This window comes from Ruegeria sp. EL01 (genome assembly GCF_900313035.1).
Taxonomy (GTDB): Bacteria; Pseudomonadota; Alphaproteobacteria; order Rhodobacterales; family Rhodobacteraceae; genus Ruegeria.
On sequence record NZ_OMPS01000046.1, the window covers coordinates 505,241 to 528,316 of the forward strand.

A 23,076-nucleotide genomic window follows, 5' to 3' on the forward strand; every position below is an offset into this window, starting at 1 on the left:
ATAATTGCCTGTGCCGCGTTATGCGCGCGGCAACTTCCCGTTCAAAGGCTGACCTCTCATGGACCTGCGCAATATCGCAATCATCGCTCACGTGGACCACGGTAAAACGACCCTGGTTGACGAGCTGCTCAAACAATCCGGCGCGTTCCGGGAAAATCAGGCCGTGGCAGAGCGCGCCATGGACAGCAATGACCTCGAACGCGAGCGCGGCATCACCATCCTGGCCAAAGCGACGTCGGTCGAATGGAAAGGCACGCGGGTCAACATCGTCGACACCCCTGGCCACGCCGATTTCGGTGGTGAAGTTGAACGGATCCTCAGCATGGTCGATGGGGTTGTCCTGTTGGTGGATGCAGCCGAAGGTCCAATGCCGCAAACCAAGTTCGTGACATCCAAGGCGTTGGCCCTTGGCCTGCGTCCGATCGTGGTGCTGAACAAGGTCGACAAACCCGACGCCGAACCCGATCGCGCACTGGATGAGTGTTTTGATCTGTTCGCCAACCTTGGTGCCGATGACGATCAGTTGGATTTCCCCGCCATGTATGCCTCGGGCCGTTCGGGCTGGGCTGATATGGAACTGGACGGGCCCCGCAAGGACCTGACGGCGTTATTTGATCTTGTCATTGACCATGTTCCGGCACCTAAGCAGGCCGAACATAAGGACGAACCGTTCCGTATGCTGGCAACTACCCTTGGCAGTGATCCGTTTATCGGGCGCATCCTGACGGGCCGGGTCGAAAGCGGCACGTTGAAGGCAGGCGACAGCCTGAAAGCACTCAGCCGGGACGGATCGCTGATCGAAAACTTCCGCGCCTCCAAAATCTTGGCCTTCCGTGGACTGAGTCAACAACCCATTGATGTGGCCGAGGCCGGTGACATCGTTACAATCGCAGGCATGAGCAAGGCCACGGTGGCCGACTCGCTGGTTTCCCCGCAAGTGGATGAAGCCCTGCCCGCGCAGCCGATTGATCCGCCCACAATCACTGTGACCTTTGGGATCAACGATTCACCTCTGGCTGGCCGCGACGGCAAAAAGGTCCAATCGCGTGTGATCCGTGACCGGCTGATGAAAGAAGCCGAATCCAATGTCGCTATCCGCATCACCGACACTCCTGGTGGTGAAGCTTTTGAGGTCGCCGGTCGTGGCGAACTTCAGATGGGTGTTCTGATCGAAAACATGCGTCGCGAAGGGTTCGAACTCAGCATTTCACGCCCGCAGGTTCTGTTCCGCGAAGAAGACGGTCAACGGCTTGAACCCATCGAAGAGGTCACCATCGATGTGGATGACGAGTACTCTGGGTCCGTAATCGAAAAGATCACAGGCACGCGCAAAGGTGAATTGGCAGAGATGCGGCCGGCAGGTGTCGGCAAAACTCGTATTATCGCCCATGTGCCGTCGCGCGGATTGATCGGATATCACGGAGAGTTCCTGACCGATACACGCGGCACCGGCGTCTTGAACCGGGTCTTCCACGGCTGGTCACCCCACAAAGGGCCGATCCCCGGCCGCCGTGCAGGTGTTCTGATTTCCATGGAAAACGGCCAGGCGGTCGCATACGCGCTTTGGAACCTGGAAGAACGCGGTCGCATGTTTGTCGGCCCGCAGACGGACGTTTACCAGGGCATGGTGATCGGCGAGCATTCTCGTGACAATGATCTGGAAGTGAACCCGCTGAAGGGCAAGAAGCTGACCAACGTCCGGGCCAGCGGATCCGACGATGCAGTCCGGCTAACACCCCACATTCAGTTTTCACTGGAAGAAGCGATTGCCTATATCGACGACGATGAATTGGTTGAAGTAACACCCAATGCAATTCGCCTGCGCAAACGCTTTCTGGACCCACATGAGCGCAAAAGGATGTCCAGAAGCGCCTAAAACACGGCTTTTGGGTTGATGCGAATCTGGAAACAATGACACGACTGTGACATTTTTTCATCCATCTCAAAAATGATGAAAAGTTGAGGGCCTGCCGTAACGTCAGGCCTTCTCTCTGTTTTGAAAGAACATTCAACCTTTAGGAGAATTAATTACATCTCAATCAGCCAAACATCTTCTTGTAAATCAGGCTCAAGAAAGGTGTATTCATGGCTAAAGTGTGACGTCGTTCATACACGCAGCCTTCAGTATAGCGCATAAGTACGACGTAGTTGTTAACGAGTTCCAAGGAGTCGCGCTATGCGCATCAAGTCCCGTCTTTTATCCATTGTTTTCGCATCAGCCACAGTTTCATTATTCACTGGTGTTTCGGCACAGGCTGCAGAAAAGTGCACCGTAAGAACAGCAAAGCAATCTGTTTCAACCGAAACGCTTTGTGCGTGTAGCGTCGTTGACGCGCGAATGTTGCGGTACATTCAACGCCGTCCCGACTTTGAAGATATCCTAACAAGAACCCTTCAGTTCTGCCCGGCCTTCGCCGCAGTTCTGACGGACTTCCCAACCGCCTCGATCGGTGCACCAACACAAAGATCTGGTGATGGAGCTTCTGAAGAAGGTAGTGGGTCCGGCGGCGGTTCCAGTTCTGGTGGCGGATCAAGCTCTGGCGGTGGTTCCAGTTCTGGTGGCGGATCAAGCTCCGGCGGCGGATCAAGCTCCGGCGGCGGTTCCAGTTCTGGTGGTGGTTCCAGCTCTGGTGGCGGATCAAGCTCTGGTGGCGGATCAAGCTCCGGTGGTGGTTCTAGCTCTGGTGGCGGATCAAGCTCCGGTGGTGGTGACGGCGGCGGATCAGGTTCCGGTGGTGGTGACGGCGGCGGATCAGGCTCCGGTGGTGGTGACGGCGGCGGATCAAGCTCCGGCGGCGGATCAAGCTCCGGCGGCGGATCCGGTTCCGGCGGTGGTGACGGCGGCGGATCAGGCTCCGGCGGTGGTGACGGCGGCGGAACAGGTTCCGGCGGTGGTGACGGCGGCGGATCAGGTTCCGGCGGTGGTGACGGCGGCGGATCCGGTTCCGGCGGCGGCGATGGCGGCGGATCAGGTTCCGGCGGCGGCGATGGCGGCGGATCCGGTTCCGGCGGCGGCGATGGCGGTGGATCAGGTGACGGCGGCGGCGACGGCGGATCAGGTTCCGGTGGCGGAAACGGCCCAAGTGACCCAGTCATAGACTGATCCATATTCCAATAAATCAAAGCCGGTGAAAAGTGACCATCTCACCGGTTTTTTTGATTTTCATCACAAATGAACAGAACGAGATTTAGCTATTCCCGTAAACGCCAACCCAACGGCGCGGCTGGTTTGGGTCCTGCATCCGCAAAAACAGATACCGCGTGTCCGCCCATGGTTTAATCCGGTTCGTCGCGTTGTCCAGAACAAGATCTCCACTAGCAGACCGATAGATCAAAACCGCATGCCCATTTCTGCTCCTGTCGAGAACAGTCGCGATCAGAAGCTTGTTCGGATCGATTCCTGCCTTGATAAGGTCCCGCTTTTTCAAAAGAGCAAAGTCTTCACAATCACCGCCACGAGACGTCGGCAGTGCCCATCTTTCCCGGGTTTTGTACTGAAGCTGGTCCGCAACCTCACGAGTTGTCGCATTCACACGGCGATTGACCTGCTGGATTATCTTCATTTCCTGCTGGCTTGTCAGCGACATCGACCGCTTGGAGGAACACGCCCAGCTGTATTGACGGCAAAGTTGCTGCGCTCCTGTCGGGGGAGGCGACGCAGAAACAGTTGTGATGTAAGCCTTCTCAAACGCCTGGACTTCTGTCCCGGCAACGATGGAACCCAACACGAGTGCAAAAACGCCCACAAAACGCCCTGAGGCTTTTACAAGAGGGTTAACACCCTTGCTGACTTTACTGCATAACAATTTCATGCCTGTCCCTCGATCCAGGTTTATCCAAGCGATTGCCATAGAGCAGAACCGTTGCCTGTTTTCGGTAAAGTATCCGGAAACAGACCTGTTTATGCAACCTTTGCAGATCTAGGCAGTCTTTGTTCACACTGAAGGGGAAAAAAGGCGGAATTTCGTCCGTGACTTTGACGATTTCAGGCAAGAAGTTTGGTTAAAAAGACACAATTGGCTCGCCATTTTTTTTAACTTCTTGATGGTTCAACACGTAAGCCCATGACATTTATGAAACAAATATCACGGACCGAGAGAACACGAGTTCGTCACTGGCGCCACAATTTACTAAGCTGAAATTTGCTTACAAACGGCACACTTGGCCCAAAAACTTTGAGAAACTTGGCGCTTACTGATTCTTAATCCGATATTTCGACAACGATCAGCTCACGCTCACTTGCGCCACGTGCGTGATTAAGCGCCTCTTGGTACTCTGCTGAATTATAGCATTCGACTGCAGCTTCGACTGACGGGAATCGAGCGACGACGTTTCGCGGCCGTTCTTTTCCTTCCAATTGTACATAGCGAGCCGCGCGCGCGATAAACGCGCCTCCGTGCTTGGCAATTGCCGGTCCGGCCAACTCTGCGTATTTTCCATATGCCTCGGCATCTGTCACCGTCACATGCGCAATCCAAAGTGCAGGCATCTTACCCTCCCAATATCTTCTCCGCAGCTTTGATTGCCGCATCTGAATTGGAGGCATCTTTGCCCCCGCCTTGTGCCATGTCGGGCCGGCCACCACCGCCCTTACCGCCTAGCTCGACCACCGCAGCTTTGACCAAATCAACGGCCGAGATCCTGTCGGTCAGATCCTGTGTCACCCCAGCCGCAACCGCCGCTTTTCCGCCGGTGTCCGCAATCAGCAAGACGGCCCCGGATCCAATGCGGCTTTTGTGTTCGTCAATCAACGCAGGCAGGTCTTTTCCGGACACTCCATTCAAAGCCTGAGCCAGGAACTTTACGCCATTCACATCGCGCGCTTCGGCACCGGGTCCCTGCCCTGCCCCACCGGCCATAGCCAGATCACGCCGCAATTGGGCAACCTCGTTTTGAAGAGCTTTACGTTCATCCAGCAGAGATTTGACCCTGCCGACTACGTCATCCGGCTGTGCCTTCAGTTCCAACGCAACCTCTGACACACGTTGATCCTGTGCTGACAGATAACTGAATGCTGCATCCCCGGTCAGCGCCTCAATCCGCCGGACACCTGCACTGCTGGCGCTGTCCCCCAGCACAACAAATGTTCCGATATCGCCGGTTTGACGGACATGCGTACCGCCGCACAGTTCAATCGACCAGGTTTCGCCATCATGGCCTTTGCCGGTTGGCGCCTTGCCCATTGAAACAACACGAACCTCGTCGCCATATCTCTCACCAAACAGTGCCTGCGCACCCAAGTCGCGCGCGTCATCCGGGGTCATGACCCGTGTCTCGACTGCCGAGTTCTGGCGGATGAAGTCGTTCACCTCACGCTCGACCTTCTGCACTTCTTCCTGCGACAGCGCTTTGGAATGGCTGAAGTCAAACCGCAACCGATCAGCCGCGTTCAATGATCCGCGCTGTGCGACGTGATCACCAAGCGCCTCACGCAGAGCCTCATGCAACAGGTGTGTCGCCGAGTGATTGGCGCGTATTGCGGTGCGGCGCGTGTGATCGACTTCAAGCTCGACCGCATCGCCCTTGGATAATGCTCCGTGATCCACAGTCACTTTATGCGCGTAGACCTTGCCGTCGGCAAACTTCTTGGTGTCTTCGACCTTTGCAACATCGTCACGAGCTTCCAGGCGACGGATTTCACCAGTATCGCCAATCTGGCCACCAGCTTCACCGTAGAACGGGGTTTGGTTCACAACGACCCAACCGCTGCCGCCTTGTTCAATCTTGTCCACCAAAGCACCATCAACCACCAAGGCCGCGACCTGACCTTCTGCCTTCTCGGTATCATAGCCCAGAAAATCAGTGGCGCCATCGTTATCAAGCACGTCAAACCATACGGCCTGGTCTGCGGCTTCGCCTGATCCCGACCACGCAGCGCGCGCCTTTGCTTTTTGTTCTGCCATCGCGGTGTCGAACCCGTCGGTGTCGACGCTGCGGCCCTTTTCGCGCAGCGCATCCTGCGTCAGATCCAACGGAAACCCAAAGGTGTCGTAAAGCTTGAATGCCGCATCGCCGGGCAGTTGTTCGCCTTCGGGCAATCCAGCAACTTCGTCGTCCAACAGTTTCAGGCCGCGATCCAGAGTTTGTTTGAACCGGGTTTCTTCCAACAACAACGTCTCTTCGATCAGCGCTTGCGCCTGCCCCAGTTCGGAATACTGAGCGCCCATCAATTGAACCAAGGTCGGAACAAGCCGGTGCATGACCGGATCTTTTGCACCCAACAAATGGGCATGTCGCATCGCCCGGCGCATGATCCGACGCAGAACATATCCGCGTCCGTCGTTCGACGGCATTACGCCATCCGCCATCAGGAACGAGGTCGACCGCAGGTGATCGGCAATAACGCGGTGATGTACATTCTGATCACCATACGGATCAACATGCGTCACATCTGCAGACGCTTCGATCAGCGTCTTGAACAGATCCGTGTCATAGTTATCGTGGCTGCCTTGCAGCAAGGCCCCGATGCGTTCAAGCCCCATGCCGGTGTCGATCGACTGCATGTCGAGTTCCACCATCGAGCCGTCCTCGAACTGTTCGTTTTGCATGAAAACGATGTTCCAGATTTCGATAAAGCGATCACCGTCTTCTTCGGCTGATCCCGGAGGGCCACCCCAGATGTGATCGCCATGATCATAAAAAATCTCGGTACACGGACCGCAGGGGCCGGTTGGACCCATTTGCCAGAAATTGTCACTGGTGGCGATGCGGATGATCCGGTCTTCTGGGATGCCGACCTTCTTCCAGATCTCAAACGCTTCATCATCGGTGTGATAGACGGTTGCCAACAAGCGGCTTTTGTCGATGCCGAATTCCTTGGTGATCAACTCCCATGCAAATGGAATGGCCTCGGGCTTAAAATAATCTCCGAACGAGAAATTACCCAACATTTCAAAGAACGTGTGGTGGCGCGCCGTATATCCCACATTGTCCAGATCGTTGTGTTTACCGCCAGCACGCACGCATTTCTGTGCTGTCGTAGCGCGTTGGTAGTCACGGTTTTCCAAGCCGGTGAACAGGTTTTTGAACTGCACCATGCCGGAATTTACAAACATCAATGTTGGATCATTGCGCGGTACCAGTGGGCTGGACGCGACCACTTCGTGACCTTGCTTGGCAAAGTAATTCAGGAAGGTTGAGCGGATATCGTTCAGCGTGGGCATAGGGCTCTCTCGGCGGGCAATCATAGTCGTTCGCGAAGGTTTAGCCCCCTGCCAAGGGAGTGTCCACAGGATACGGTTGGTGAAAACTGACAAGGCGACCCAACCGGACCGCCCTATCGAAAACTTCTGTCAGAAATCCAGGCTATTGCTATGCCTCGAGGATATCATCTTCGTCGGCATTTGGTGGCATCTCAAAATCCAAACCATGCGCTGCACGGATCTTGTCTTCGATCTCTAGCCCTATGCGACTGTTGTCGCGCAGATATTGCTTGGCATTCTCACGCCCCTGCCCGATCCGTTCGTCGCCATAGCTGAACCAAGAACCCGACTTTTCGACCACACCGGCCTTGACGCCCAGATCCAACAACTCGCCCATCTTACTGATGCCTTCGCCATACATGATGTCGAATTCCACCTGCTTGAAGGGCGGTGCCACCTTGTTCTTCACAACTTTGACACGGGTCTGGTTGCCGACAACCTCATCCCGGTCCTTGATCGCGCCGATCCGGCGAATATCCAGACGGACCGAGCTGTAGAATTTCAGCGCGTTGCCGCCGGTCGTGGTTTCCGGGCTGCCGAACATCACACCGATTTTCATCCGGATCTGGTTGATGAAGACCACCATGCACTTGCTGCGATTAATCGATCCGGTCAGTTTGCGCATCGCCTGGCTCATCAGACGGGCTTGAACGCCGACACTGCTGTCGCCCATGTCGCCCTCAAGTTCGGACTTCGGCGTCAATGCGGCCACCGAGTCGACCACAACCATATTCACCGCGCCAGACCGTACCAGCGTGTCGGTGATCTCCAAAGCCTGCTCACCCGTGTCGGGCTGCGAGATCAGCAATTCATCCAGATCAACGCCCAACTTGCGCGCATATTGCGGGTCAAGCGCGTGCTCGGCGTCAACGAACGCACAGACACCGCCGCGCTTTTGCTGCTCGGCAATACAATGCAAGGTCAGCGTGGTTTTACCCGAGCTTTCCGGCCCATAAATCTCGACAATGCGGCCCATCGGCAATCCGCCGATACCCAGCGCTATGTCCAGACCCAGAGACCCGGTCGAGCTTGCCTCGATCTCTTGCTTGGTGTCGTCACCCAGCTTCATGATCGAGCCTTTACCGAACTGGCGTTCGATCTGGGCCAACGCGCTGTCGAGCGCCTTTTGCTTGTCCGCGTTTTTCTTGTCGCTCATCGTCAGAAGATCCGCCATTGTCCTGTCGCCTTCTCTTTTGTCACACCCTTGGCCGGGCGGCAATCGCTGCTTTGTTCGCCTCTTGTTCCTTATGGGACCAAAAAGAGAACATTTCAACTAAAACTTACAGACCTCACTGTTCTGCAATTGTGTTAAAGAGTCGTTTACGACAATCTGCGCATATGAGCTAAGTGATTGGGGAAGTGACAAATGCTTGTTTTCTATAAGGAACGTCTGGCTTTTTTGTCTGTCCCAAAAACCGGAAGTACCGCCTATCATTCTGCATTACGCGACCGCGCCGACCTTGTGCTGACAGGTCCGCCCGAATTGAAACATGCCCCGGTGCGTCGATATGATCGCTTCTTTCAAAACATGTTTCGCAAGATGTACGACACCGAGATGGAGATCATGGCCGTTGTCCGCGAACCTATCGATTGGCTTGGCAGCTGGTACAGGTTTCGCAGCCGGCAGGACCGCCTCGGGCACCCACATTCAACGCGCAACATAACTTTCGACGCGTTTGTCCGCGCTTACATGCAAAATCCGCGTCCTGAATTTGCAGATGTAGGCAGTCAAAGCCAGTTTTTCCGCACGCGCAGCAATGGCCTCGGGGCCAGCCATGTATTCAAGTACGAACATCAGGACAAAATCCTGAGTTTCCTGCAGGACCGCCTGAACATGGATATCACCCTGGCTCGGGAAAATGTCTCTCCTGCCCGAGACCTTTCTATAACTGATGAGACCATGCGCAGATTTCGAAACAAACACGCCGCAGAATTTGCCACGCACGACGCGGCTCAATAGCTGGATCAGCTCAGTTGTTGGAAAACCGCCTCGGTCAACTGATTGAGTGAAAATGGTTTCGGCAAGAACGTGGAATTCGCGATTTCCGGACCACTATCTCCGAATGCGCCCTCGGTATAGCCCGAAACAAAGACGACCCGCGTGTCCGGGCGCGTTTCCATTGCTTGGCGCACCCAGGTTGGCCCGTCCATGCCCGGCATGACAACATCGGTAACAAACACATCCACGTTCAAGCCCGGATCTTCCAACAGCCGCAAAGCATCTTCGGCTGACTCGGCCTCAAGCACAGTGTAGCCCTTCAATCTCAACGCGCGTGTCGCGAAAGCCCGCACCGGAGCCTCGTCCTCCACCAACAGAACAACGCCTTCGCCCTGGCCCGCGCCACGAGTATCGGGTTGTTCTTGTGCCATCGGCCCGGGTTCGGACGCAACAGCACTCACAGGAAGAAGGACAGTGAACACAGTCCCTCGGCCCGGTGCGCTATCCACAAAGATAAAGCCGCCTGTTTGTTTTACGATGCCATAGGCCGTCGACAACCCTAAACCGGTACCCTCACCTGTGCGTTTGGTCGTATAAAACGGCTCGAACACTTTTTGCAGCTTGTCCGTGGGGATCCCAATTCCTCGGTCAATCACTTTGACAGTCACATATTCCCCGGGCTGTACTGTCGCACGGTCGCGCCTGAATGGTTGTGTCAGGGTTAAAACCTCGGTTTCAATCCGAATCTCTCCCCCATCGGGCATTGCGTCACGCGCATTGACGACAAGGTTCATCAGCACTTGCTCAAGCTGGCGTTTGTCCGCCCTGACGGATTTCAGCACCGGGTCGTGGCTGAGCGTCAGTTGAACTTTTTCCCCGACCAAGCGGTTCAGCAGATGAATCAAATCCGAGATCGTATCCCTTAGATCCAGCACCTCGGGTCTGAGGGTTTGTTTGCGGGAAAAGGCCAACAGCTGACTGACCAGTGCAGCGGCCCGATTGGCGTTTTGATTGATCTGCACCAAATCACCGTAGTCCGGATCGTTTTGATCATGGCGCAGCAGCAGCAAGTCACAATGCCCGGAAATGGCCGTCAACAAATTGTTGAAATCATGCGCCACACCGCCCGCCAACTGCCCAACGGCCTGCATTTTTTGACCTTGGACAAATTGCGCCTCCAACGTTTTGAGCTCGGTTGCGTCATTCAAAACCGCAATCAGACACACCTTTCCGTCTTCAACGATCCGATTCAGGGTGACCTGAACAAAGACTTCCTTGTCATCCCGGCTGAGCCGCAGAAACTCGGAACGCTGAGTGTCTTCCTCGTTCGCCGTTCGCTTTAGCCAATCCAGTACCGGATGACCCAGGCCATGCATAATCTGGCTGATGTTCGCATCACCCAGGCGCGTGTCGCCCAACAACTTGTTTGCCAGCCGGTTGGCCTCGAGAATTGTGCCATCCGGCGCAAGACACATGATTGCAACCGGCAGGTCCGCAAAAGCTGTTCCGCCTTGTGTATTGGCGGTCTCACTCAGAGGTGACAGTGACAGGTTTTGCCCGAACCCGGATCGCGAGAATTGCGAAACCACAACTGGGACGGCGCCGTCGCGCGTTTGCACCTGGCAGATTTCACCGATTGCTGGCGCACTATCCGGAAAAATCTCTTCAACAGAGCCCGGTCTGAACCCCAACAAGCGTTCAGCCGCATCGTTCAACCCCAACACCAAGCCATTTCGACCTTTAGACAACACCGGCATCGTCAGATCTTCCCAGCTCGCTTGTTCATCCAATTGGAAACGCCAACAGAAAACGCCCTCGGCCAACATGAAGACAGAGACCGGGATTGTGTCATCACATGTCAGGATATCTTCACGTGCCCGCCCCTTTGACGCGGCCTGAGATTGCAGCCGCAACAGTATCGCTGCGGGATTGCCAAAAACTGAACGTAAGCACTGGGCCAGATTCAACCCGGTATCCGCGTGAAACCGACTGACGGCCTGAGAATTGGCAACCAGAATGTCACCATGCGAGTTTGCGATCAGGCACGGGAACTGATCCTGTTCGGCAAAAGCGGCCATGACCGCAGTGGCCTGGCGCGCAGATCGGTTGGCCAATTGCACCTGAATCACAATGCCGGCTGCGACCGCCAGCAATGACAAACTGGCGACAAGCAGCCCGCTGCTCCAATCCGGCGACAAAATCCCGGTTGCGGGGATAACGCTTAAGAAAACGGCCAGAAGAATAAGTGGCCCAAGTCGCGAAACCGGAGGGAATCTGGAAATGGACGGATTAGGAAAGAAATCTGCTGTGTCGGACATTAATGGCTCGGGACAAGGGCATCGGGATAAAACGATCTAAAAATAGTTAACACCCGCTTAAGGTATGTCAAAAATAAAAACTCTACCCTTGGTTGCTACTCACCAGATGGTTACCGCGTCAAGTGCGCGGTAAAGAATCCATCCGTCCCGTGTGTCAACAGCCACGATTTTCGAAAAACTTCCCACCAAACTGAATTGCGTTCCAGGATACCATCCACGACGGCTCTGTTTTCATCATCCAACATTGAGCAGGTCGCATATGCCAATGTCCCCTGTGCCCCGACCAACGGCATGATCTGTGTCAAAATACGTGCTTGAATTGCCGTCAGGTCCTGCAAGCGTTCTTCTGTTAATGCCCATTTGCCTGCGGGTGCACGTCTCCAAGCGCCACTCCCCGAACATGGAGCATCCCCAAGGACGATATCGAACGGGGGCGCATCGGTGACTTCTTGTGAGGTCAGGAGCGAGATTTTTGCACCGGCCCGCGCCGCCCTCGACGGCAGGTCCCGCATCCGACCCGCGTTCACGTCATGAGCATATACACTGACACCCTTTTGTGCGGCCAATGCCAGCGCTTTGCCGCCTCCACCTGCGCAATAGTCCAGAACTCGCATCCCGGACTTCAAATCAAGGGCAGCCACAACTGCCTGACTGGCTGCGTCCTGCAGTTCCACCAGACCATCGGCATAAGCGCGGCTTTGTGAAATTTTTCGCGCGCCTTCAGTCACTTCCAACGCGGTGTCGCAGGCCGGGTGTGGACAAGCCCTGATCCCGTCAGCCTCTAACGCCTGCATGGCCGCAGCCACGTCAGCCTTCAAAGAGTTCACGCGCAGATGAACCGCCGCACGGGTTTGTAGTGATTGTGCCGCCGGAATTGCCTCATCACCCAACGATGCCGAGAAACGGGGCCACAACCAGTCCGGAATATCGAAACGTTCCGCATCTGAGGTGAAATCTTCGGAGGTCTCAGACTCCTGAACAGGGGATGGTGCGTGTCGATCACCTGAAAACAGCGTCGCCAAATCCCCACGCACCGAACGAATCGCGCCGATCATCAGACCTCGCCCTGTGTTCGCGCCGCCAAGTGCAGCAAAGGAACGTTTGCAACGGACCGCATCAAAGACATGGTCGCGAACCGCCGCGCGGTCTTTTGACCCGGCAAAACGGCTGCGCCGCGCCCAACCTGTCAATGCCTTTTCAACCGGCATCCCGTCCAAAACATCATCCAGGATTTCGATCGAGGCTTGAACACGGGCTGCGGGGGTCATGTCAGTTGTCCTAGGCAGTCAGAGGCATGCAGAATAGCCCAATGAGAACGCATAACGGCGCCCCGCTGAGGGTGCCGCAAGATAAGATTCAAAAATCACATCACCCGGTAGTTTGGGCTTTCACGGGTGATCTGCACGTCGTGTACGTGGCTTTCTTTCAGGCCAGCGCCGGTGATTTTCACGAAGTTACAATTGCGACGCATCTCGTCCACGGTTGCGCAGCCGGTATAGCCCATGGCGGCACGCAATCCGCCAACCAACTGATGTACGACCGCACTGGCCGACCCCTTGTATGGCACCTGCCCTTCGATCCCCTCGGGTACCAGCTTGTCGCTGGCCGCATCCTTCTGGAAATAGCGATCTGCCGAACCACGCGCCATTGCGCCCAGGCTGCCCATGCCGCGATAGGATTTAAACGACCGGCCCTGATACAGGATGACCTCGCCCGGGCTTTCATCGGTACCCGCGATCATCGAACCGACCATGGCGCAAGACGCACCTGCCGCTATTGCCTTGGCGAAATCGCCGGAAAATTTGATGCCACCATCAGCAATCACCGGCACATCCTGCGCGGCAGAGGCGCAATCCATGATCGCCGTCAGCTGAGGTACCCCAACCCCCGCTACCATGCGCGTTGTGCAAATCGACCCCGGCCCGATGCCCACCTTGATCGCGTCTGCGCCCGCATCAATCAGCGCCCGGGTGGCTTCGCCGGTTGCGACGTTGCCTGCAATGATCTGCACTTCGTTCGAAAGGGTTTTGACCCGCGTCACGGCGTCCAACACGCCTTGTGAATGACCATGCGCAGTGTCGACGACAATGATATCGACGCCGGAATCCACGAGTTGTTCGGAGCGCTCAAACCCGGCATCCCCAACCGAGGTCGCAGCCGCAACGCGCAAACGGCCCAAACGGTCCTTGCAGGCTGTCGGGTTCAGAACAGCTTGTTCGGTATCCTTAAGCGTCAGCAGACCGGTCAGCTTGCCCTCGCCGTCTACGACCAGCAGCTTTTCGATCCGGCGTGCGCGCATCAGGCTTTTAGCCTCTTCCAGATCCGCCGGTTCCTGTAGCATGGCCAGATTGTCCGAGGTCATCATCGCCTTGACCGGCGTGTTGTCGGATGATGCAAACCGCATATCTCGGTTGGTCAGGATACCGACAACCCGGCCGTTTTCCTCGACCACCGGAAATCCCGTGAAATTGTAGCGTTCGACCAGCGCCTGCGCGTCGGCCAGCGTCTGATCCACTCGCAATGTGACAGGATTGTAGACGATGCCGGATTCAAACCGCTTCACGCGCCGTACTTCGCGCGCCTGTTCCTCGATGGTCAGGTTCTTGTGGACAACGCCAATCCCGCCCGCCTGCGCCATGGCGATGGCCATGCGCGCCTCGGTCACCGTATCCATCGCTGAGCTGAGCAACGGGATATTCATAGTGATCTCGCGCGTCACGCGCGTCGCCGTGTCAGCCGTCGCAGGCAGCACAGAAGATGCGCCTGGAACCAGGAGAACGTCGTCAAAGGTGAGTGCCTCACGAATCTGCATCATCTAACCCCATGCAAAAGCCCGTTTGGCGGTGACCCTATTACATGGATTTGACCCAAGGAAAAGCCCCCTACCCCAAGTTGTTGTTCTCTGCGGGCCAATGCCGCGCCCCAAAACGACGCAACATGTGCAAAACGTGCCGCTGAATGCCCTTTCCCTTTGGCCGCAAACTCATATGTTGCCCGGGATATGCGCGAATACAAAAGGCAGGCCGTTCATGACCACCGACCCCCTTGTTGTCTTTACCCCGTCGGGCAAACGCGGGCACTTTCCCGCTGGTACGCCGATTCTGACCGCCGCCCGCCAGTTGGGGGTCGATCTGGATTCGGTCTGTGGCGGACGCGGGATTTGCTCCAAATGCCAGATCACACCCAGCTATGGTGAGTTTCCCAAGCACGGCGTCACCGTGTCAGAAGGCGCGCTGAGCGAATGGAACGCCGTCGAACAGCGCTATGACGACAAGCGCGGCCTGAAACCCGGTCGCCGCCTAGGCTGCCAGGCTACCGTTCTGGGCGATGTGGTGATTGATGTGCCACCAGAAAGTCAGGTTCACCGGCAGGTCGTCCGCAAGGCTGCGACAGCTCGGGTAATCACCATGGATCCGGCGACCCGGCTTTACTTTGTTGTGGTTGAAGAGCCGGACATGCATTCCCCGACGGGTGATCTGGAGCGTTTGGAACGGGCCTTGCAAGAGCAATGGAAAATCGGCGCTGTGACCGCCGACCTGTCCCTGATGTCCAAGCTGCAACCAGCGCTACGCAAAGGCAAATGGGAGGTCACGGTCGCGGTTCACAAAGGTCACAAGGACACTAAGGGGCGAATCGTGGAAATCTGGCCGGGATTGCACGAAGGTGGCCTCTACGGGTTGGCGATTGACCTTGGCTCAACCACTATTGCTGCCCATCTGACCGATCTGGAAACCGGCGAGGTCAAAGCATCCTCTGGCCTGATGAACCCTCAGATCCGCTTTGGCGAAGACCTCATGAGCCGCGTTTCCTATGCCATGATGAACCCCGGCGGTGATCAGGAAATGACCAAAGCCGTGCGCCAGGCGATCAATGATCTAACCACATCCATCGCTGATGAGGCCGGGATCGACGCAGCGCTGATCGTCGAGACAGTGTTCGTTTGCAACCCGGTCATGCACCACTTGCTGTTGGGATTGGACCCGGTGGAACTGGGGCAAGCTCCGTTTGCGCTGGCCACGTCCGAAAGCATTTCCCTGCCCGCAAGTGAGATGGGCCTGACCAATATAAACCCGCGCGCGCAAGTGTACATCTTGCCTTGCATCGCCGGCCATGTCGGGGCGGATTGCGCCGCCGTGGCCCTGTCGGAGGAGCCCGGCAAGTCCGAGGATCTGGTGCTGATTGTCGACGTCGGCACCAACGCCGAAATCCTTTTGGGCAATACCACCCGCGTTTTGGCCTGTTCGTCACCCACAGGACCCGCTTTTGAGGGCGCCCAGATCAGTTCGGGCCAGCGCGCCGCCCCCGGCGCTATTGAGCGCCTGGAGATCGACCCAGTGACCAAGGAACCCCGTTTCCAGGTCATAGGGTCCGAGAAATGGTCGGATGAAGACGGCTTCGATCAGGATATCGCAACCACCGGTATCACCGGCATCTGCGGCTCAGGCATCATTGAAGCGGTGGCCGAAATGCGCATCGCGGGCCTGCTGGATGAAAGCGGCTTGATCGGTTCCGCCGAGCAAACCGGAACCACGCGCGCTGTCCCCGAAGGGCGCACGCATTCCTATCTGATCCACGACGCCAGCGCCGAAGGTGGCCCGCGCATCACGGTCACGCAGGGCGATATCCGAGCCATCCAACTGGCAAAATCGGCGCTCTATGCCGGTGCACGCCTGTTGATGGATGAGATGGAGGTCGACAAGGTTGACCGTGTCGTTCTGGCCGGCGCGTTTGGGGCGCATATTTCGACCAAACACGCCATGGTTCTGGGGATGATCCCGGACGCACCGTTGGACAAAGTCTCCAGCGCAGGAAATGCCGCCGGCACCGGGGCACGGATCGCGCTGTGTAACATTGCAGCACGATCAGAAATCGAGCAGGTCGTACGACATATCACAAAGGTCGAAACCGCCATCGAACCCAAGTTTCAGGACCATTTCGTCGCGGCAAATGCGATCCCGCACAAGACGGATACGTTCCCTGAACTATCTCAGATAGTTACGCTGCCATCGCCATCTTTCAATACCGGCGGCGACCCTGAAAAAGCTGGTCGAAGACGGCGGCGCAAAGCATAGTCTTGCCATCCGTAGGAGGACGATGTGCAGATCGCAAACGAAGAGCAGGCAGAGTTCTGGGGCAACTCACCTTCTGGCACCAAGTGGCTGACCTATGAGGACCAGCTTGACCATACGATGGCGCCGATCATTGATTTGATCCTGCAAAATGCAGACCTGAAGAGCGGCATGCGTGTTTTGGATATCGGCTGTGGAACCGGTGTCAGCAGCCTGGCCGCAGCGAGGCAAGTTGGAGCAGAAGGTCACATACTCGGGGCCGACATCTCACAGCCGTTTCTGGACCGGGCCGCGCAACGGGCCAAGGATAGCGGGCTGGACAACGTTGGTTTTCAGCGGGCAGATGCGCAAGTCACCCAATTTCCGGAAGCAGGCCGAGACGCGGCGATTTCGCGGTTCGGGGTTATGTTTTTTGAAGATGCCGTTGCGGCATTCAGAAACATTGCCCGAGCGCTGATACCGAATGGCCAGATGACATTTGCCGCCTGGGGGCCATTGGCAGACAATCCGTGGTTTCTGATACCGCATATCGCTGCCACTGATCGCTTGGGGCATCCACCCAAAGTTGACCGTTACGCACCGGGCCCGCTTGCCTTTCACGATCTGGACCATGTGACCGGGATGATGGCCACCGCCGGGTTGCAAGACGTTCGCGCGCGGGCGATCCCAATCGGGCTTAACTTCCTGGATACGATCGAAGAGACCGCCACTTTGTGCACGCGCGTCGGTCCGGCAGCGCGGGTGATCTCTCATTTCGACGGAACAAAGGAAGATGTTTCAGCAATTCAGCAGGCTGTTTGTGAAGAGTTTCAACCCTTCTTTTCCAACGCACCCGCCCTTCCGGCCGTGATCAACTTGTATCAAGCCCGTCGTGCGTCATGATGTGAAGATCAGAGTTGGAGCGGGTAGCGGGAATCGAACCCGCGCGTTCAGCTTGGGAAGCTGACAGGCTACCATTACATCATACCCGCCGCTTAGGTTTGGATATCATCGCCACCAGCCAAGGTTCAAGCCGGATCGTCTGGGTCGCGCCGCAAAATCGTCATTCAGTTCGCGCACGCAGACTGTTGATCAGGGATTGATCCAGATCCAACGCCTCGCAGGCCGCATCCAATGTGCGCGTATCCAAATGCTGAGGATCAAGGTCCACATCCTTCGAGAATGCCTTAACAACGGCGCTCATTGCGTTGATACGTCCGTATTTCTTGTTGTTTGCAGGAATGACATGCCACGGCGCTATGTTGGTCGACGTACGGGCCAACATCTCATCTACTGCAACCTCAGCCGTCTCCCATTTTTCGCGGTTGCGAAAGTCCTCATACGTCAGCTTCCACCGTTTCAGCGGATTGGTCAGTCTTTCGGTGAAGCGCCTCATCTGCTCCTCGGGGGAAATGTGAAAGTACAGCTTCACAATCCGTGTCCCGTCCTCCACCAGCATACGTTCGAAATCATTGATCTCTTGGTATGCGGCGCGCCATCGATTTTCGGGCGTAAGCTTTTCGATCCGCTCGACCAACACCCGACCATACCAACTGCGATCAAAAGCTGAAATCGCCCCGCTGGGCGGCAGACGTTCCCAGAACCGCAACAGGTAGTGGCGATTGAGATAGTAGTTTCTGGGTGCCCCAATGGGCCACACCTTGAAGCTGCGGGGGTCCAGCGCCTGGCTGATCCGGCGGATCGTACCACCCTTGCCTGCCGCGTCCCATCCTTCGAAAACGATCACGCCTTTTAGACCATGAAACAGAAAGGCCTGTTGAATGCGGGCAAGCTGCGCCTGCAGATCGGCAAGCTGGTCGAAGTATTCATGCTTTGGCAGCCGCTGTGACAGGTCGGCGTCCGACAGTTTGGGGGGGTGATGTCTTGCCATATTGGTGCCCGATCGTTGCGTATTGGATCAGGCTATTTTGCCCAAATCGGGAATCCGGGCATTGATCAGGGTCAAACGAAAAAGGCCGGGCTTGTGGCCCGGCCTCGCTTCATCATTTCAAGTAAATCAGGCGCGACGTCGACGTCCACCGCCACGACGTCCACCGCCGGTCCCTTCGGCCCCGGCTTCGCTGGGGGCTTTGTTGAATTTGATCCAAGCGCCCCCATGCGGGTCGTTGTTGGTCAACAGATTGGCGGCGCGAATGGCCTCCATCTCTTTCCCAGCACGCGGTAGGGTCGAGCCAAGACCGAACAGCTGGCAGAATGTTTCATCGTCCATATCGGCGGGCAGGATAATGCCTTTGGCTTCAACTTCGGCCTTCTTCTCGGCCAGTTTCTTGGGACCAACCGGCAAAGCCACCGGGTTCATAATAGCAGAGGTCATGCCTGCACCCATTGCCATCGGCAGGAAGGCGTTGTTGATGCCATGGCGGTTTGGCAGACCAAAGGACACGTTTGAGGCGCCGCAAGTGGTGTTTACGCCCAGTTCCTCGCGCAAGCGACGGACCAGGGCAAACACCTGCTGTCCTGCAGTTGCCATCGCACCAATGGGCATGACGAGGGGATCAACCACGATGTCATGCGCCGGGATACCAAAATCGGCGGCGCGCTCGACGATCTTCTTGGCCACTTCGAATCGAACATTAGGGTCTTCTGAAATACCCGTATCGTCGTTCGAGATCGCAACAACCGGCACGTTGTATTTCTTGACCAGCGGCAGAACCAGCTCCAGACGCTCTTCTTCGCCAGTTACCGAGTTCAGCAATGGACGGCCCTCGGCCGCCTCAAGACCCGCTTCCAGCGCACCTGGGACCGAGGAATCGACGCAGAGCGGAACGTCTACCAGCCCTTGCACCATTTCGATGATTTTGCGCATCAGCGGTGGCTCGGTCTCGTTCGGATTGGGGTTCGAGTTGTAGACAACGCCTGCGTTGATATCCAAAACGGTTGCGCCCGCTGCTACCTGGGCCAGTGCATCCTTCTCGACAGTCGAGAAATCGCCTGCTTCCAGTTCTGCGGCCAGTTTCTTACGACCTGTGGGGTTGATCCGCTCACCGATCACACAGAACGGCTCATCAAAGCCCAGAACGGCAGTTTTTGTTTTTGATTCTACGACTGTACGCGTCATGTCCGTTCCTTAAGAGTTTACAGGCTGTGCAGAGGCACCGCCGTTATTGATAGCCCAATTGGCGTTGGTCTTGATGCCGCCAAGCGGGAAGAAGTGTACTTTGGTGATGTTGAAATCCGGGTTAGCCGCTTTGTGGTTGGCCAGCTCGGTGATCACATCGGTCGGCTCGTAGGGCAGCAGCAGTTTAGAGACATCCATGGCACGCTTCTGCAGGACCTTCAGCGACGGACCAACACCACAGGCAATTGCGAATTTGATCAGCGTCTGCAGCTTGGCCGGACCCGCGATGCCGATATGGACCGGAATATCGATCCCTGCGTCCTTCAGGCTATCTGCCCATTTGATGATCGGCTTGGCCTCAAACGCAAACTGCGTGGCCAGAGCCATTTCTGCATCGGTGGTCTCAGAGAACTTTTGCTTCCAACGCAATGCGTCATCGACGTTTTTGGTCGAGCCATCCGGGTCGATGTCTTTGTTGCCTTCGGGATGTCCGGCAACATGCAGACGCTTGAAACCAGCCTTGTCAAAAAGACCTGTTTCCAGCAACTGCATTGAGCTGTCGAAATCACCATGCGGGTTTGTGACGCCGCCGGCCAGCAGCAAGGCCTGATCAACGCCCGCTTCGCCATTGTACATCGAGATCCAGTTTTCCAGCGTCGCCGCATCCTTGATGATCCGCGCCGGAAAGTGCGGCATGACCGGATAACCTTCGTCGGCGATCCGCTTGGCCGTTTTGACCATATCCTCGATCGGGGTGCCTTCGATATGGGCGATGTAGACACGCGTGCCTTCAGGCAGCAGCGCGCGGAAATCTTCGACCTTTTCAGCGGTCCGCGGCATCACCTCGATCGAATAGCCCTGCAAGAAGGCTTCGACGGTCGGGTTTACCGGGGCCTTTTCGGCCGCATCACGTTTCTTGAAGTTCAGCAAAGCCATCGCGGCCTCCCATAAAGATTTTGGGCTCATGCCCAACCGTCATTGGCAATCAGGGTCTTGATGCGATCCTGATCGTATTCCGTTTCCAGACGCACAGCTTCCGCCTCGGCAATCTCGGCGGGGTCGCCTTCAACTGCAAACGCGGCTGCCTTACGCCATTCGGCCAGATAGGCATCACTGTCCTTGGCGTTCACCTTCATTGCGGCCCGGTCGATGGCTTGCTCGAACCGTTCCTCCAGCTGCCGCTTGGCCCCACGTCGGCCTTTGCCGACGATGACCTGAGCGGGAATGTCGCGCCAGTATACGATAGTGACGTCGGGCATCGCCGTGATTCCTCCTAACCAGATGGGCTGGTTCTAAACTTCAATGTGGGCGTGGGTCGGTCGAATTTCGACACACGACGCTTATCCAGCGACGTTTTTTGCCCACGACCGGATATGGGGCTTTTAGCCAATTCCTGACAGAACACGCATATCAAAATTCTCAACGTGACTATGAAATCGGCACATAAACAAAGAAAACCCCGAACGGCATCCACCGTTCGGGGTCATTTCCTAGGGCAAAACGGCGTTAACCGAGCAGACCACCATCATCACGCGTCACTGTGATAATCGCCGAACGCGGCACTGCATCACCGCCTTCGGGCCAATGGCTGTTGCCGTCCTCGCCTGGGTGCTGAATGCCTACAAACATGGTGCGACGATCCGGGGACCAGCTTAGACCCGTGACCTCACATTCGTTCGGGCCAACCAGAAAACGCCTGATTTCACCAGTCACCGGGTCCCCTGCCAACATCTGGTTGTTGCCCTGCCCTTCAAAGTCGCCTTCGTTAGAGTACTTACCGTCCGTCTGGATCCACAGCAGGCCGTGGTTGTCGAACTTCAGCCCGTCGGGCGAGTTGAACATGTTTTCGGCATTGACGTTATCCGATCCACCATACGTATCCTGATGAACGGTTGGATTGCCAGCAAGCACATACAGATCCCAGCCGAAACCAGCGGCTGTGTGATCACCACCATCTGGACGCCAGCGCACGATCTGGCCATAGTTATTGGCTTCACGCGGGTTCGGTCCCCCTGCGGGTGTTTCATCACCGCCTGCGTTCGGCTTTAGGCCGCGGTTCTTGTTGTTGGTGAGGCAGCAATAGACCTCGGGTGCATTCGGGTTTGCCGCAACCCATTCGGGTCGATCCATGGTGGTTCCACCGACGGCCGAGGCGCCCTGACGTGTGTGCACACTGACTTCGGCTGCTGAAGCAAGGCCAGTTGTTTCGGGGGTCAGGTCCAGCCACTCACCCGTGCCATCATCGTTGAATTTGGCCACCGAAAGGGTGCCGTTTTCCAACAACGGGTTGGTATCCACACCAGGGGCATAAACACCGTCAGACACGAAGCGGTAAAGGAACTCGCCCCTCTCATCATCGCCCATGTAAACAACGATGCGACCATCGTTGTTTACGACCGATTCCGCGTTTTCGTGTTTGAAACGACCCAGTGCCGTCAGCTTACGCGGTGTAGAGTTCGGGTCTGTTGGGTCGATCTCGACAACGTAACCCGCACGGTTAGGTTCGTTGGGATCCTTGGACACATCAAAACGGTCATCGATCCTGGCCCAGCCGTAACCCCAGTCTTTGGAAGAGACGCCATACCGTTGTAGCTCAGGGCTGACCTCATGATTCTCGTCAGCGGCCGAAAAATAGCCGTTGAAGTTTTCTTCGCACGCCAAGTAGGTGCCCCAAGGCGTCATGCCATTTCCGCAGTTATTCCAAGTTCCTTTGCACGCTGTACCCGTGGGATCGGTCACCGTCTTCATCAGATCGTGACCCGCAGCGGGACCCGTTATGGTCATATCAGTTTGCGGTGTAACACGGCGGTTATAAGGGCTGTCTTTTACGATGGCCCACTTGCCATCGGTGTTGGCGATTTCGACGACGGTTACACCATGGGCCATCATGCCCTTGGCAACATCATCGTCAGATGCTGCCTTGGCATCAGGATTGTTACCCCAGAGAATATCGCGATTGGTGTATTCGTTGTTCACGACTAATAGAGTATGACCGTCATGATAGAACACATCCTGACCGTCTGTGTTGTCGCCAAACGCACGTTCCTGGCTGGCTGCGGTGCCACGGGTAGCATGGTCGAATTCAGGCGCATCAGACCACAGCGGATCCCCCCAACGCACCATGACTTCGGCTTTGTACCCCGGCGGTACAATCACTTCATCCGCAGTAGAGGTCGGAATCGCCTCAAACGAGAACCGATCCGATGCAGCGCTTGCGCCTGACGGCACAAGCGAGCCGCCAACAGCGGTGAAACTGCCCATGGCCAGAACGCCACCCAGAAAGCCGCGACGCGACAAGGCACGTTCGACTACGCGGTCAAATTCACATTCTTCGGGTCGTGGATTTACGGCTTCGTCGAATTCATCAAAGGAAAGAGGGCGCTCATCATTCATGGCAGACTCCGTATCTGGCTGTAAGCTGGTAGAGAATCCCGCAATGGGTTTCGACCAATCAGGTCGCATCCCAGTATGAACCGCATGTGACAGTTGC

At 56.4% G+C, this 23,076-nt stretch carries 17 protein-coding genes and 1 tRNA gene; 5 read left to right on the forward strand and 13 right to left on the reverse strand.

The window, feature by feature from the left end; genetic code table 11:
• Window positions 1–58 precede the first annotated feature (58 nt).
• Entirely contained in the window at window positions 59–1,876 is a 1,818-nt protein-coding gene (gene typA / locus D9K61_RS22900) for a translational GTPase TypA (protein WP_120635486.1), read from the forward strand.
• A 598-nt stretch (window positions 1,877–2,474) separates the two neighbouring features.
• Window positions 2,475–3,098, forward strand: coding sequence for a hypothetical protein (locus D9K61_RS22905; protein WP_216825841.1), 624 nt, complete (start codon window positions 2,475–2,477; stop codon window positions 3,096–3,098).
• A gap of 90 nt (window positions 3,099–3,188) precedes the next feature.
• Here the strand turns inward: D9K61_RS22905 and D9K61_RS22910 are convergent, their stop codons facing one another.
• The 4 genes from D9K61_RS22910 to recA form a co-directional block, all read right to left on the reverse strand.
• Window positions 3,189–3,851, reverse strand: a complete 663-nt coding sequence (locus D9K61_RS22910; protein ID WP_371688490.1) for a transglutaminase-like cysteine peptidase — start codon at window positions 3,849–3,851, stop codon at window positions 3,189–3,191.
• A gap of 350 nt (window positions 3,852–4,201) precedes the next feature.
• The gene (locus tag D9K61_RS22915) at window positions 4,202–4,489 is read right to left on the reverse strand and encodes a DUF1330 domain-containing protein (protein ID WP_120635488.1); all 288 of its coding nucleotides are present in this window, start codon (window positions 4,487–4,489) and stop codon (window positions 4,202–4,204) included.
• 1 nt (window position 4,490) lies between these two features.
• On the reverse strand, window positions 4,491–7,163 hold the full coding sequence (gene alaS, locus D9K61_RS22920; protein ID WP_120635489.1) for an alanine--tRNA ligase: 2,673 nt from the start codon (window positions 7,161–7,163) through the stop codon (window positions 4,491–4,493).
• Between the two features lie 148 nt (window positions 7,164–7,311).
• Window positions 7,312–8,376, reverse strand: a complete 1,065-nt coding sequence (gene recA, locus D9K61_RS22925) for a recombinase RecA (protein ID WP_120635490.1) — start codon at window positions 8,374–8,376, stop codon at window positions 7,312–7,314.
• Between the two features lie 192 nt (window positions 8,377–8,568).
• Between recA and D9K61_RS22930 the strand changes: the two genes are divergently transcribed.
• On the forward strand, window positions 8,569–9,162 hold the full coding sequence (locus tag D9K61_RS22930; protein ID WP_120635491.1) for a sulfotransferase family 2 domain-containing protein: 594 nt from the start codon (window positions 8,569–8,571) through the stop codon (window positions 9,160–9,162).
• A 5-nt stretch (window positions 9,163–9,167) separates the two neighbouring features.
• Here the strand turns inward: D9K61_RS22930 and D9K61_RS22935 are convergent, their stop codons facing one another.
• The 3 genes from D9K61_RS22935 to guaB all read right to left on the reverse strand — a co-directional run bounded on the left by D9K61_RS22935 (window position 9,168) and on the right by guaB (window position 14,271).
• The gene (locus D9K61_RS22935) at window positions 9,168–11,459 is read right to left on the reverse strand and encodes an ATP-binding protein (protein WP_120635492.1); all 2,292 of its coding nucleotides are present in this window, start codon (window positions 11,457–11,459) and stop codon (window positions 9,168–9,170) included.
• A 110-nt stretch (window positions 11,460–11,569) separates the two neighbouring features.
• Entirely contained in the window at window positions 11,570–12,727 is a 1,158-nt protein-coding gene (locus tag D9K61_RS22940) for an RsmB/NOP family class I SAM-dependent RNA methyltransferase (protein WP_120635493.1), read from the reverse strand.
• 95 nt (window positions 12,728–12,822) lie between these two features.
• The gene (guaB, locus tag D9K61_RS22945) at window positions 12,823–14,271 is read right to left on the reverse strand and encodes an IMP dehydrogenase (RefSeq protein WP_120635678.1); all 1,449 of its coding nucleotides are present in this window, start codon (window positions 14,269–14,271) and stop codon (window positions 12,823–12,825) included.
• Window positions 14,272–14,488: 217 nt separating this feature from the next.
• Here guaB and D9K61_RS22950 point away from each other — a divergent pair, with 217 nt between their 5' ends.
• Entirely contained in the window at window positions 14,489–16,531 is a 2,043-nt protein-coding gene (locus D9K61_RS22950; RefSeq protein WP_120635679.1) for an ASKHA domain-containing protein, read from the forward strand.
• A 24-nt stretch (window positions 16,532–16,555) separates the two neighbouring features.
• On the forward strand, window positions 16,556–17,410 hold the full coding sequence (locus tag D9K61_RS22955) for a class I SAM-dependent methyltransferase (protein WP_120635494.1): 855 nt from the start codon (window positions 16,556–16,558) through the stop codon (window positions 17,408–17,410).
• Between the two features lie 15 nt (window positions 17,411–17,425).
• Here the strand turns inward: D9K61_RS22955 and D9K61_RS22960 are convergent.
• The 6 genes from D9K61_RS22960 to D9K61_RS22985 all read right to left on the reverse strand — a co-directional run bounded on the left by D9K61_RS22960 (window position 17,426) and on the right by D9K61_RS22985 (window position 22,979).
• Window positions 17,426–17,499 (reverse strand) — tRNA-Gly (locus D9K61_RS22960).
• A 71-nt stretch (window positions 17,500–17,570) separates the two neighbouring features.
• Window positions 17,571–18,398 carry a polyphosphate kinase 2 family protein gene (locus D9K61_RS22965; protein ID WP_120635495.1) on the reverse strand — a complete coding sequence of 276 codons (828 nt, stop codon included), beginning with the start codon at window positions 18,396–18,398 and terminating at the stop codon, window positions 17,571–17,573.
• Window positions 18,399–18,524: 126 nt separating this feature from the next.
• The gene (locus D9K61_RS22970) at window positions 18,525–19,586 is read right to left on the reverse strand and encodes a methyltetrahydrofolate cobalamin methyltransferase (protein ID WP_120635496.1); all 1,062 of its coding nucleotides are present in this window, start codon (window positions 19,584–19,586) and stop codon (window positions 18,525–18,527) included.
• 9 nt (window positions 19,587–19,595) lie between these two features.
• Window positions 19,596–20,522 (reverse strand): methylenetetrahydrofolate reductase, encoded by a 927-nt coding sequence (locus D9K61_RS22975; protein ID WP_120635680.1) that lies wholly within the window; start codon window positions 20,520–20,522, stop codon window positions 19,596–19,598.
• Window positions 20,523–20,548: 26 nt separating this feature from the next.
• Window positions 20,549–20,845, reverse strand: a complete 297-nt coding sequence (locus tag D9K61_RS22980; protein ID WP_120635497.1) for a virulence factor — start codon at window positions 20,843–20,845, stop codon at window positions 20,549–20,551.
• Window positions 20,846–21,092: 247 nt separating this feature from the next.
• A complete protein-coding gene (locus tag D9K61_RS22985; RefSeq protein ID WP_120635498.1) occupies window positions 21,093–22,979 on the reverse strand; it encodes a PhoX family phosphatase in 1,887 nt (628 codons plus the stop codon).
• Window positions 22,980–23,076: the final 97 nt, after the last annotated feature.